This is a genomic window from Paenibacillus helianthi (assembly GCF_001909055.1).
GTDB lineage: Bacteria > Bacillota > Bacilli > Paenibacillales > Paenibacillaceae > Paenibacillus_AQ > Paenibacillus_AQ helianthi.
On record NZ_LVWI01000001.1, the window covers coordinates 380,702 to 392,873 of the forward strand.

Sequence of the window (12,172 nt, forward strand, 5' to 3'; positions counted from 1 at the left end):
TGAACAGGTAGACTGAATCACACCGTACTCGTTCAGGGACCAATCTTCACCACTATTTCCTGTTCAATGCTCATTCAGCATCAACGGCACAGCGAAATCCGATACTACCTGTAGAACTGTCCGGCGTGTTCGAACTGCGCGCCGCAACACGGTAACGGTTGCAGTAGGAATGGTGGCAGAGGTAAGAGCCGCCTTTCATCGTTCGAGCCTTGCCAACTGCTGGCCCCTGCGGGTTAATGGATGAACTGATTTGATGATAGCTTGAACTGAACCAGTCAGAGCACCATTCCCATACGTTGCCGGTCATATTGTACAATCCATACCCGTTGGGAGGATAAGCATCCACGGGACAAGTGCCGAAGTAACCATCAGGTGCCGTGTGGACTTTCGGGAACTCTCCGTGCCAAATGTTGCAGAGATTTCTGCTCCCCTGCTTAATTTGATCTCCACAAGGGTATCTCTTGCTGGAAAGAGCACCCCGTGCAGCGAGCTCCCAATTCCGCCTCTGTTGGCAGCCGTTTGCCCGCCCATCTGCAATAGGCCTCCGCATCATTCCATGATACATGTGCAACAGGATGGTTCAATCTGTCCTGGATGTTCGTACCGAGACCAGCCGGGGAATGCCACGAGGCGCCCTCGATGACCAGCCACCACGGCGTTTGGACCGGAAATTGCAGCGGCTGCTTCTTTAACTCATCCGATACAAAAGCATGGAATACAAATGACCAGCCGAATCGCTCCGCCTCTGTGACATATCCCGTGGATTCAATGAATGTCTTGAATTGGGCGTTTGTAACTGCATATTTCTCGATATAGAAGGGAGCGACATAGATCTCGCGCTCTGGTCCTTCTCCATCAAAAGGGAACGCCTCCTGACTGTTCGTACCCATTAGAAAGGTGCTTCCTCCAAGTCGCACACTCTGTGACAGATCAGGAAATGGGTTCATGTGTGCCGCGGGACCCGGCGCCTGAGTCTCCATATATAGTATTCGAGTCTCCAGATATTCGGAAGTTGGCTGCCTTCTAGCGGCGCAACAGCTTTTCTCTTGATGTTTATCTAAAATGAGACCTCCTTATCTGGCATTACTTCCTTCTGAGCGGGAATATCTTCTGCATTAGTGCTTGCTCAATCGCTTGCTGTGCAGCAGCGCTCTCTTCCAGAAACTCACCCGGATGTCTGTTTTTTAGCTCCGATAAAATTGGCTTTAAGCGCATCGCTTATTATTTTGTATAAACTTTCAGATTAATTTCCTCCAGCTTACTTCCCGTCCGCTCTTTGATCTTCAGCACCAGCGACCCGGGATCATCCAGCCAGTTGCTGGCAAACGCATATTCATATCCATCCACCGTACCACCGCCTGAAACCGGGCTAAGCTGTACGGATTTTCCATGAATTTTCGACAGTACTCCCTGAAAGAGGGCATTATCGAAGATATCTACTCTGGTTTCCCAGTCATTGTCCTCCGGATTCTTCAGCGCTACTCTTGCGTGGATCAGCATTGGAGACATTTCAACCTGATTGAGTACAACCTCATGCCCGTTAAGTGTAAACGGCAAATTCGGCTTCACAATCTGTGTCTTATATTTCTTAAATTTCGAATCAAGCGCAAAGCTTACCTTCAGGATCGGGGAATAGTGCATATCCTCCATGATCGTTCCTGTTTTGGGCTCGGCCATTTTCCCGGGATTCACGGAAGCGATCCTGAATTCGGCTTCCAGCTGCTGCGGAAAAGGTTGTGAACGGTCGAGCAACGTCGTGTTCAGATAACTGTCAGTGGCACGGTTCTTCATCTTCGCACTGTTAATACTGTATATCTCCTGCTTCACATCGGTGGTTGCCGTATACAAGTACATAATCTTATTTTCGTCTGCCGTAATGGCATTTAATGTTATCACATAGCCATCAGCTTCAGCCGTCTGGTTCACCATCTGAACGTACCCGCTCCGGATCACAGAATCTAGCGTAGGCTCATCTATGCTGAATATGGCGTTTTCTTTAAAGACCTCTAGCTCCCCCCAATCGACGGACTGTACTGTGCTTGCAGGCTGCGGGACGGACTGAAGATATGGAAGGACAAACAGTATAGCTGCGGCTATCACGGCTGCGGCGATTCCCAACCCCATGCTTCTGGAGAAAAAACGGTACTTCAGCCTTTGCTGCCCCCGCTCCATCCCTGTACATTTCTTCCTGCATACGGACCGCATCATTGAGCAAGGATTGCTCTTCACTGCTACCATTCATTCCATTCACCCCGATTCTTCAATGGTTCTAAGCTGCTTCAGCCCTTTGTGCTGCCAGGTTTTGATCGTTCCTTCCGGTTTTCTGAGCAATTCTGCGATTTCTGTCAAAGTCATATCGTTGTAGTACTTCAGAGCAGCACATGGCGGTATTTCGGCTTCACCTGCTCCACGGCCCGCAGAATTTCCAGCTTGCTGCTGCTGTCCTGCATGGCAGGTTCCTGCATCGCTTCCTCCGGTGTCGGCACAAACTTCTTCCTTCTTCTTTGCTCATCGATGCAAACATAGATCAGAATCCGGATCATCCATGATTTGAATGCCAGCGGCTCTTAGGCAATATGGTATAGCTGGTCACTGTGTTCCATAACGGAATTATAAAAGGCGCTATCCTCCCGCGTCACAGCACCCGTGAGCTTTTTCATTTCCGCCTTGCGACTGATCATTTGTTCCCCTCCTTGCTTATCTGTATATGGTTTAAGACGCAGAGCTCGCCTAAACGGTTTTCGCATAACCTAAATTTAGCGAAACTTAGATTTTAAAATGGGGTACTAGTCAGCTTATATAGATGCTGATTCTAGCATATCCCCCCCCAAAAAAAAGGCTGCAAAGCCCACCTTCAGGTGAGTTTGCAGCCTCGACTCCGGCAAGTAGAAACGGCTTTGCCGTCCTTTTTTAAAGGACGGTACCGTTTCAGCGAGAAATATAAGGATGATTGATGGCGTGAAACATATAAATCCTTATATTTGCACAATTGAAATGTCCCAATTCCCTTTTATAGTACCCAGTTTCCTTTGCGGAAGACGGGTTCAATGGTTCCATCGGCCAATTCGCCGTCGATATCAAGCTCTGCGGAGCCAACCATGAAGTCAACATGCGTCAAGCTGACATTGGCTCCCCGTTCCAGCAGTTCTTCGCTGCTCAGTGAGGTTCCACCTTCGATATTTACCGGATACGCGCTGCCGAGTGCAAAGTGGCAGGAAGCATTCTCGTCGATTCCGGTGTTGTAGAATACTCGATCCAGACGTGAAATAGGAGAATCATGCGGCACTAGCGCCACTTCTCCCAGATAAGAAGCTCCTTCATCCGTTTCTAACAAAGAGGTCAGATGCTCCCGTCCGGATTCTGCATCATAAGCCGTTACTTTTCCGTCTGTAAAGGTAATCTTAATCCCATCTACAAGCCGTCCGTTCAAATTCAGCGGGAGTGTGCTGCTTACTGTCCCGTTGACTCCCTTACGGTGCGGCATGGTATATACTTCTTCAGTCGGCATATTGGCTACAAAATAGACTCCGCCCGCATTTTCACCGCCACCGCCGCGCCAGAGATGTCCCTCAGGAAGCTCTACATGCAGATCCGTTCCCGGAGCACGGTAATGGAGGCTTTTGTAACGTTTGGCATTCATCCGTTCCTGGGATTCCTTGAGGTCGGCAATATGCCCGCGCCAGGCGGCTACCGGGTCTTCACTGCCCACACGGTTCATCTGGAATACGGCCTCCCACATCGCTTCCACACGCTGCTCCTCCGGTAAATCCGCAAACACCTTGTCTGCCCATGCCTGCGTCGGCGCTTTGATCAGCGACCAGCTGATTCGGTTATTACGGGTATAGTTCTGATATTTCTTGCGCGCTATGGCTGCGGCTTTCACAGCAGTGGATACTTTGGAGGAATCGATGCCGCGGAACAATTCCGGATCAGGCACCTTAATATGTAAAATAGCTCCGCCCTCTTCCGCAAACCCTTCCAGCATATCAGCATGCCACTGCGGATAATATCCAAAAGAATCCTCTGCGGCCTTCTCGTAGCGAATCCGAGTTACCTTCTCGTCATCCCAATCCACAAGCACATATTTGGCTCCTGCTTCATAGGCCTTGCCTACAATCAGGCGGGTGAGCTCTGCCGTTTCCAGCGGCGAATGAATCATCAGCACTTGTCCAGGCTGAATATTCACTCCGACCTTGACCACCAGGTCCGCATATTTCTCCAGCATCCCATCAAAATCCTTCATCGCTTCATTTCCTCCGTATCTTAAATTACTGTGCCTTGCGAAACATCTCCGCTGCTTGTAGCAGCCGGAGGTTCGTATTCACTGTCAATTTTAACGTAAAATACAAGAGGTTGCGAGTCCAATCCGAATTCCATTTATGCACCCGTTCCGGTTAACCGCCCGATATGTTTAATAAAACTGAACCGCGCTCCACCAAGCGGGGATGTGGAGTACACTAACTCTCCGTCTAAATTCGTGGCAATCTGTCGGCAAATCGCCAACCCGAGTCCGGTAACCCCGTTAGATCCGGTATAAAACCGCTGAAAAACAGCATCCCGCTCTGTTTCACTTAATCCATTGCCGTCATCGTCAATATGTATCGCCCAGACAGCTCCGGGATATTCCGCATCGATTCGCACACAAATTTGGCTCGAAGTATGTCTTACAGCATTTTGCAGCAGATTCACCAGAACCTGGAACAGCTGCTCTCCAGCGACAACAACTTGAAGGCTCGCCCCTTCCACCTGGAGCTTAATTGCCCGTTCATTAGCTGCCGGCATGAGTAAGAGCGCCGCTTCTTCTGCCATTGTACGAAGATCAATTGCTGATGCAGGCCAATATTCATCGACCGCCTCCAACCTGGAAAGCTGAAGCAGCTTGTCCACCATATCCATCAACCGCACAGACTGCGTTAAAATGACTTCAAGTCCCGTCTCTTGTGTAACCACCTGATCTTGGATGGCAAACACAAAACCGTGTATCGACATTAGCGGTGTTCTGAGCTCGTGGGAAACGTTCTGCAGGAACTCAACCTGATTGCGCTGATGCTGTTGTATGCGGTCAGACATCGACTGAAAAGTAGTAATCAATTCGCCGATTTCTGTGGTATCTCCCACCGGAAAGGCTTCATCCTGCGAACGGTAAGGCTCATAGCGGCCTACTGCTTCCTTCAGCTGATTCAATGGACGCACTACCCTCGAAACGGTCAATAGGCCTATGACCAGGATCATTAAGAGACTGAATCCAATCGCCAGAAGTGTTGTCCGCATCAAGGAACCGTAGAGCGCTCTAAGTGAGGAGAGTGGAGCATAGATAAAGATAGAATAAGGCCGGCCGGCCAAACGTTCTTTGGTGAAGAGAATCTTTCTGCCGTGCAATACCGCTATACCCTTCCGCCCGGAAAGTGCATAATTCAGGGTGTTTCCTACTTCCCTGTCGTCGTTAGCATCGATGATTTTATTATTTGGATCGAGAATAAGATAGTCCGCATCCAGCATCAGACCCTTTACTACATATTTGAATTCCGTGTTGTTTAGTCCGGAGATATCGCCATTACGCAATATTTTCTCCGCTTTTTCTGCCTGTCCATGCAGCTGAGCCTTGACCTGATTCACCAGAATATCATCAATTAGACTGACGAACAGAGCTACCGTAATTCCAACCGTAACCACAAGCGCCAAAAAAAAGGACAACAGCATCTTGCCTCTAATAGTATGCATCTATATTTTGTTCACGGTCGCTTTGTAGCCGAAGCCCCAGACCGTATTAATCAGTAGTGAAGAACCGTGCTCAGTAAGCTTTTTACGGATTCTTTTGACAAGATCATCCACAACCCGGACATCTCCGAAGAAATCATAATTCCATACATGCTGGATCAGTTGTTCTCGGTCAAACGGACGCTCTAAATGCGATGCCAGAAAAAGAAGCAATTCAAATTCACGCGAGGTCAGGCTTATTTCCGTGTTATTCACAGAGACCCTGCGAAAATCAGCATAGATCTCCAGATTTCCGGCATGGCAAACATTCTCCATTTTGGATGCAGTCGCAGGGTCTACAGACGAACCATTCCCTAATTTATACAGACGCAGCATTGCCTTAACCCTGCCTACCAGTTCACGAGGATTGAACGGCTTGCTCAAAAAATCGCTGCAGCCCAGCTCCAGCCCGTATATACGGTCACTTTCTTCCCCCCGAGCAGAAATCATAATAATTGGAATCTCGGTAAACGAACGTATTTCAGTTAGTAGAGAAAGTCCGTCAATTCCCGGCATCATGATATCCAGGATCAGACATTCAGGTTCATCCAAGCGCACATATTCCACCAGATTAGCCCCGCTGGCAAATGAAGTCACCTCATAGGCTTCCTTCCGCAAATACTCAGAGAGCAGTTGTAAGATGAAAAGGTCATCGTCTACCACTACTATTTTGCTCACCGTAAAGTCACTCTGCCTTTCTATATCAGCCTTTTATATATACAGCGTAACACAATAGATAAAAGACGGGAAACCTGTGTATGGCCCCGTCTTGGTTGAAGATAGAATATGAAGCTGACTTACAAGATCAGAAGGATGTATTAGATTCCTTATTTCTTAGTTGTTTTTGCCGGTGCCTTTACCGCGGTTTTTGCCGGTGCTTTTACTGTTGATGTTTTTGCTACTGTAGTTTTGGCCGGTGCTTTTACTGTTGATGTCTTTGCTACTGTAGTTTTGGCTGGTGCTTTTACTGTTGATGCTTTTTTCACTGCAGTTTTAGCTGATACTTTTTTAGTGGATGCTTTTTTCACTGCAGTTTTAGCTGATACTTTTTTAGTTGATGTTTTTTTCACTGCAGTTTTTGCTGATGCTTTTTTAGTGGATGCTTTTTTCACTGTAGTTTTTGCTGGTGCTTTTACTGTTGTTGATTTTGTTGTTGATTTTGTTGTTGATTTTGTTGTCGATTTTGTTGCTGCTACTGCCTTTGCTGGTGTTGCAGCGGTTTTAGGCAGTGCAACGTGTTTTACAGCAGGTGTAGCTACTTTTGCGGTTGTAACTGTTTTGACAATCGGTGCTGATGCCTTTGTCGTAACTGCTGCCTTGACAGGTGCTGCTGCCGCAAATGCACTTGTCGAGCCTCCTACCACGCTAATCACTGCCAGTAATGCAATTGCTTTTCTTGTCCATTTGTTATTCATCTTGAACCACCTCTTCCTTTGAAGTGACTTTAGAATAACAATTGGATACGGGAATTCTGTGAGATAAATATGAAAAAAGTATATGATTGTCCACTACTCAGCTGTGATCCGCCCTATTTCTTATCCACCTGCAACAGTGTAACTGTCTTAACCGCATAAGTGTGGGTGATCTTGTCTTCTCCGATGATATTCAGCTTGACCAGACTGGCGATTTTTGCCGGATCTGCTTTGGAGAGCAGCCTCCACACCTCAGGATCGGATAACGTCTGATACAGCTTGTCGTCATCGTATTCCTTACGGTTCTGCGTGACCAGCTTCACTCTGTAACCCCCGATTTCACTATCCGCAACCCCCTGTTCTGCACAAAATGCCAAGATGTCCTGCCGAAGCTCACCCAGCTCCTTCTCCAGCTCTTTCTGTTTAGCCTTCAGTTTGTAATATTGCTGCACCTTCTTCTCCATATTGCTTCACGCTCCTCTCCTGACATATCTATGCCGGATGGGCAAAATAAATAAGTGTCACTCCGAATTGCAGTGATACCTGCAGGCAGCAGCGTCTAACGTATAGAGGTGTTCTCTGAATTATCACTATCCTATTTACGGCAGGTGGCTCATGTTTCAATCCTATCTATCTCCAATCTCTTATGCGTTCATGTCTTTTCCTGTGGCAGCGCTACTGTTCACACTCCCCTTCCTCGTGGTTCAATACAGGCGATACGGCTATATCAACAAGATTAGGGCACTCGTCCTTTATTTGTTGCTGCTCTATTTGCTGAACGCATTCTATCTGATTATGCTCCCGATGCCGTCGTCCAGGCATAATGCTATGCCTACGGGAAATATGATTCAGCATATACCGCTTCAGTTCATCCAGGATATTGTCCGCAATTCCAACGTAAGCGCAGATGAACCTTTATCTTACCTCCGGATCCTCCGGCAACCGGATTTCCTTCAGGCCGTATTCAATGTATTTCTGACGGTACCGTTTGGTATGTTCCTGGGTTATTATTTCCGCACACGCTGGGTCGTCTGCATTCTGCTCTCCTTTACGCTTTCACTGCTTTTTGAGATCACTCAGATCACGGGAATTTACGGTTTTTTTGATCATCCATACCGGATCTTCGATGTCGACGACCTGCTTACCAATACACTGGGTGGAATCACCGGATACCGGATTGCGCTCTGGATATCCGCTCTGCTGCCACGAATCGAACAGCTGGACACCCGGGTAGATTTATCCGCCAAAAGAGTCACTTATACCCGCAGAGGCATCGCTGCGGGGTTAGACGCGCCTATCTGGATCATGCTGTTCCTGCTGCTCCATTCCTTCCAGGCCCCAGGCGCTTACTGGATCACGACAGGGGTTTATTTTGTAGTGCTTCCTTTCTGTACCGGCGGGCGGACCTTTGGCAAATGGGTTGTCCGCATCCGCATAAGCAGCGAAGACGGACACAACCGGTTATGGGGATTGATCCTAAGATATCTGCTCCTATACGGAATTATAATTGGGGTGAATGTCTATCTGCTTACTCCCTCCTGGCTCTCCAGTATATCCGGTCCATGGATGGGAATCATGTATGGTGGAGTAATGATCATGAATTTCATATTCTTTATTCATCTTGTAATCCGTATATTCAAGCGAAACCCGGTGCTGGTATATGAACAACTGAGCCGGACCTGCAACAGGATCACCTGGCCTGATCAGCAGCACGCCGATACCGGGAAGACTTGTGAGATTCCATAATATGAACAGGTAGGAGTCCCATGCAGGACTCCTTTTTCCTTGTCCAGGATTGGTATAATATAGTAGGTGTAGCTCTTATCCACGTCTATCAAGGGAGATATGATTGTTCTCACTCAGTAAAAGCTTCACCTCGACAGCAATTGGCCTGGCGGTGGCAGAGGGGTTATTGTCACTGGAGGATAAGGCGGTGGCTTTCTTCCCTGATGATGCCCCAGCAGACATTAGCCCCAATCTGGCACAAATGAACATCAGCCACCTGCTGATGATGGGCACCGGCCATACAGAGGATACCATGCCACCAATGATGAGCAGAGAAGACAGCAACTGGGTCCGAGCTTTCCTGAAGCTTCCGGTTGATAAGACACCCGGCACCCATTTCCTCTACAACACCGGCGCTTCGTATATGCTCTCTGCCATTTTGCAAAAAGTAAGCGGTCTCACCTTACTGGAATACCTGGAACCCCGCTTGTTTGTACCGCTGGGTATTCAACATCCGACTTGGGGCTCTTGTCCCCGGGGGATCAATCTAGGTGGATTTGGGTTAAGCATCACTACCGAGGATATTGCAGCATTTGGACAACTGTATTTACAACAAGGAGTGTGGAATAACCGTCAACTGCTGACCCCGGAATGGATTTCCGCCGCAACCTCCAAGCAAATCAGCAACGATGATGGTAGTCCGGGAGCAGCCTCCAGCGACTGGTCGCAGGGTTATGGCTATCAGTTCTGGCAATGCCAGCATGGCGGATTTCGTGGAGACGGCGCTTTCGGCCAACTCTGCATTGTGATGCCAGAGCAGGATGCTGTGGTTGCCATAACAAGCGGAAGCAGTGATATGCAGCGTATTATGAACGGGGTATGGGAGCATCTGCTGCCTGCCATGAGTACAGAATCATCCGTTGCCCCAACCAGTTCTGCTGCGAATGCGGAACTTGCTCTGCTTCTTGACCGTTTAAGCTTTCAGCCCGAGCGGCAGAAGGAAGCTTCAGTCCTTGAGGCGTTCTTGAACGGCAAAGTATTCAGAATGGATGATAATCCGCAGCAACTGGAAGCCGTTTCGGTTTCATTTAACACTACAGAGGCGTTATTAATGTTGCAGGGTATGTACGGTAAACAGATTATCAAGCTTGGGCGAGGCAAATGGGTAGAAAGCTTGGCGCAAATCTTGGACTCTACCAAAAACCTGATTTCTTCCAGCTTCACCTGAACTGCGGAGGGCAAGCTTAAGATGACACTGCTGTTTGTAGAAACTCCTTTCCTTCTTACTATGGAAGTGTCGGTTAAGGATACTTCCATGGTACTTCATCAACAATTTAATCTTTCCATGTCCCCTGAGGATCGTGAAGCAGAATTCGTTGGCTATCTGGCATAGGACATCATTAACTACAGAATTGCAAAGGGCCGGGCATCCTGATTGGGGATGTACGGCCCTTATTATTATCCATTTAAAGTTAGGATTCCTGTATACCCTCAAGCTGCAAAAACACTGGACAATGATCGCTACCCATTACACTGCACTCCATCCCCGCCAGCTCCAGCTGCGGTGCAAGACGTGAAGACGCCAAAAAGTAATCAATGCGCCAGCCTACATTCCGTTCTCTGATCTTCGGCATATAAGACCACCAGGTGTAGGCCCCTTCCTGATCGGGATGAAGGTGTCTGAATGTATCAATAAAACCCGAATCCAAGAGTACCGTCATCTTCCCCCGCTCTTCATCGGTAAAGCCTGAATTTCCGCGGTTGGCTTTGGCATTCTTCAAATCGATGTCCTGATGGGCAACATTCAGGTCTCCGCACACCAGCACTGGCTTACGCTTGTCCAGCTCCTGAAGATAACTGCGGAAGCGATCCTCCCATTCCATCCGGTAATCCAGTCTCGTCAAATCCCGTTTTGCATTCGGAGTATAGACATTCACCAAGTAAAAGTCAGCGAATTCCAGTGTAATCAACCGGCCCTCGGGCTCTGAATCTTCTTCCATGCCGTATCTTATAGAGAGCGGCTTGATTTTCGTGAATACCGCCGTTCCCGAATACCCCTTCTTCACTGCGTAATTCCAGTACTGTTCATACTCTTCTCCCAGTTCCAGAAGAATTTGTCCGGCTTGAAGCTTGGTCTCCTGTACACAAAAGATATCTGCAGCCGTTTCTTTGAAGTATTCCATGAAGCCTTTGCTAACGCAGGCTCTTAACCCATTCACATTCCAGGATACCAGCTTGATCATCTTAATTCTCCTTACTATTAACAGAATTACTCCCAGTGTAACATATTACAACCTGCTGAATCTCTAACGTTAGTTAGCCGCAAACTTCAATACCAGTGCAAGGGCAGCCATGTTCCATCCTGGATGGAATATTAATCCAACTATAGGCTTGCTATTAATTTGTGCTAACCTCCCATGTCATTCGTCAAAACAATAATAGAGTAACAGAATAGAATATTCTATCAAATGAAAAGGAGGTCGTTACCATGGCTATCTTGTTACCCATTCAATTCTTCAACCTGGCACCCTCTGTAGGTAAATCCTATTACGAGAATCTGGCAGGTGGCATTGATGCAGCTGTAACGGTAAACAACGGTTCTGCATTCCCTGTGGATCTTGTCATTTACCGGGTCAATGCGCCAGTTGTCACTTATACCATCCCTGCACTGAACAGCCTTACCCTTTCTGTCAAAGCACTTCTGGTTGCCGCACTTCTCAGCACGGCTGCCGGCGCTGTCTTTGGCACCATTGAAATTGCAACATCCGATTTCTAGAGCACCGCCAGAGTATCCCCCTCATACGCTCATGGACTTTTCGGGACTTCCCTCAGTTCCGTTAAGTCCTTTTTTTCTGCCTCATGGACGTATCCCAACAATTATCCCTCCCAGTTCCACCCCGGGCTTTTGTGATTTTGTGATTTTATTGTGATTTGTGATTCTCGAAAATCGCTTGTTAAATCTTCGGTACTCTCCCCGTCAATCGCAGCACCTCCAGCTTCCGCTGCAGATCCAGCTGCCATTCATGATCATGAGTCGATCCGGCCAGCACCGACAGGTTCTGAATCATCAGACTGTCCCAACAATACCTGGCATTCTCTCGCAAGCAGTACTCCAGGTCCTTTGCTTCTTCTAGCGTGATAGGTCCTTTCTTGTTAATATGGTATATCTCCGCCAATCTTAAATGTATGGGCAACATCTGAATCACTCACCTGTATTAACTTCCTAATACATTAAATGCAACTCGTATCAGTAAGTTGATACATGTATGAGGTAGTTG

The 12,172-nt window shown here is 47.8% G+C and carries 13 protein-coding genes and 1 pseudogene; 4 read left to right on the forward strand and 10 right to left on the reverse strand.

The annotated features are described in order from the left end of the window. Window positions 1-70 precede the first annotated feature (70 nt). From A3844_RS33940 to A3844_RS01535, 8 genes and pseudogenes are all read right to left on the reverse strand, one after another. Window positions 71-1,064 (reverse strand): annotated as a pseudogene (locus tag A3844_RS33940) (formylglycine-generating enzyme family protein). 157 nt (window positions 1,065-1,221) lie between these two features. Next, on the reverse strand, window positions 1,222-2,238 hold the full coding sequence (locus tag A3844_RS01505; RefSeq protein WP_083606632.1) for a DUF4179 domain-containing protein: 1,017 nt from the start codon (window positions 2,236-2,238) through the stop codon (window positions 1,222-1,224). 9 nt (window positions 2,239-2,247) lie between these two features. Next, window positions 2,248-2,355: a sigma factor-like helix-turn-helix DNA-binding protein gene (locus A3844_RS33285; protein ID WP_244169660.1), complete on the reverse strand. Its 108-nt coding sequence runs from the start codon at window positions 2,353-2,355 to the stop codon at window positions 2,248-2,250. A gap of 655 nt (window positions 2,356-3,010) precedes the next feature. Beyond that, entirely contained in the window at window positions 3,011-4,243 is a 1,233-nt protein-coding gene (locus A3844_RS01515; protein WP_074106367.1) for an aminopeptidase, read from the reverse strand. A gap of 134 nt (window positions 4,244-4,377) precedes the next feature. Beyond that, on the reverse strand, window positions 4,378-5,721 hold the full coding sequence (locus A3844_RS01520) for a sensor histidine kinase (protein ID WP_074106368.1): 1,344 nt from the start codon (window positions 5,719-5,721) through the stop codon (window positions 4,378-4,380). Continuing rightward, window positions 5,722-6,435: a response regulator transcription factor gene (locus A3844_RS01525; RefSeq protein ID WP_074106369.1), complete on the reverse strand. Its 714-nt coding sequence runs from the start codon at window positions 6,433-6,435 to the stop codon at window positions 5,722-5,724. It lies immediately after the preceding gene. Window positions 6,436-6,584: 149 nt separating this feature from the next. Next, a complete protein-coding gene (locus A3844_RS31700; protein ID WP_083606633.1) occupies window positions 6,585-7,172 on the reverse strand; it encodes a hypothetical protein in 588 nt (195 codons plus the stop codon). A 113-nt stretch (window positions 7,173-7,285) separates the two neighbouring features. After that, window positions 7,286-7,633, reverse strand: a complete 348-nt coding sequence (locus A3844_RS01535) for a hypothetical protein (protein WP_074083630.1) — start codon at window positions 7,631-7,633, stop codon at window positions 7,286-7,288. A 151-nt stretch (window positions 7,634-7,784) separates the two neighbouring features. On the opposite strand from A3844_RS01535, the gene A3844_RS01540 reads away from it, so the two are divergent. From A3844_RS01540 to A3844_RS32605, 3 genes are all read left to right on the forward strand, one after another. Then, complete coding sequence (locus A3844_RS01540; RefSeq protein ID WP_074106370.1) at window positions 7,785-8,915, forward strand: VanZ family protein; 1,131 nt, start codon at window positions 7,785-7,787, stop codon at window positions 8,913-8,915. Window positions 8,916-9,018: 103 nt separating this feature from the next. Further along, window positions 9,019-10,122 carry a serine hydrolase domain-containing protein gene (locus A3844_RS01545; RefSeq protein WP_074106371.1) on the forward strand — a complete coding sequence of 368 codons (1,104 nt, stop codon included), beginning with the start codon at window positions 9,019-9,021 and terminating at the stop codon, window positions 10,120-10,122. Window positions 10,123-10,143: 21 nt separating this feature from the next. Next, the gene (locus A3844_RS32605; RefSeq protein ID WP_167374613.1) at window positions 10,144-10,287 is read left to right on the forward strand and encodes a hypothetical protein; all 144 of its coding nucleotides are present in this window, start codon (window positions 10,144-10,146) and stop codon (window positions 10,285-10,287) included. A 79-nt stretch (window positions 10,288-10,366) separates the two neighbouring features. Here A3844_RS32605 and A3844_RS01550 read toward each other — a convergent pair whose 3' ends face one another. Then, window positions 10,367-11,134, reverse strand: a complete 768-nt coding sequence (locus A3844_RS01550) for an exodeoxyribonuclease III (protein ID WP_074083686.1) — start codon at window positions 11,132-11,134, stop codon at window positions 10,367-10,369. Between the two features lie 248 nt (window positions 11,135-11,382). Between A3844_RS01550 and A3844_RS01555 the strand changes: the two genes are divergently transcribed. Further along, window positions 11,383-11,670, forward strand: a complete 288-nt coding sequence (locus A3844_RS01555; RefSeq protein ID WP_074100928.1) for a hypothetical protein — start codon at window positions 11,383-11,385, stop codon at window positions 11,668-11,670. A gap of 178 nt (window positions 11,671-11,848) precedes the next feature. On the opposite strand, the gene A3844_RS01560 is transcribed toward A3844_RS01555, so the two are convergent. Beyond that, entirely contained in the window at window positions 11,849-12,091 is a 243-nt protein-coding gene (locus A3844_RS01560) for a DUF7667 family protein (RefSeq protein WP_083606634.1), read from the reverse strand. Window positions 12,092-12,172 lie beyond the last annotated feature (81 nt).

Coding starts and splice junctions, on each gene's coding strand:
- A3844_RS01515 (WP_074106367.1), bottom strand. CDS start 4,243: ATGAAGGATTTTGATGGGATGCTGGAGAAATATGCGGACCTGGTGGTC.
- A3844_RS01520 (WP_074106368.1), bottom strand. CDS start 5,721: ATGCATACTATTAGAGGCAAGATGCTGTTGTCCTTTTTTTTGGCGCTT.
- A3844_RS01535 (WP_074083630.1), bottom strand. CDS start 7,633: ATGGAGAAGAAGGTGCAGCAATATTACAAACTGAAGGCTAAACAGAAA.
- A3844_RS31700 (WP_083606633.1), bottom strand. CDS start 7,172: ATGAATAACAAATGGACAAGAAAAGCAATTGCATTACTGGCAGTGATT.
- A3844_RS01555 (WP_074100928.1), top strand. CDS start 11,383: ATGGCTATCTTGTTACCCATTCAATTCTTCAACCTGGCACCCTCTGTA.
- A3844_RS01505 (WP_083606632.1), bottom strand. CDS start 2,238: ATGGTAGCAGTGAAGAGCAATCCTTGCTCAATGATGCGGTCCGTATGC.
- A3844_RS33285 (WP_244169660.1), bottom strand. CDS start 2,355: ATGACTTTGACAGAAATCGCAGAATTGCTCAGAAAACCGGAAGGAACG.
- A3844_RS01540 (WP_074106370.1), top strand. CDS start 7,785: ATGTTTCAATCCTATCTATCTCCAATCTCTTATGCGTTCATGTCTTTT.
- A3844_RS32605 (WP_167374613.1), top strand. CDS start 10,144: ATGACACTGCTGTTTGTAGAAACTCCTTTCCTTCTTACTATGGAAGTG.
- A3844_RS01560 (WP_083606634.1), bottom strand. CDS start 12,091: ATGTTGCCCATACATTTAAGATTGGCGGAGATATACCATATTAACAAG.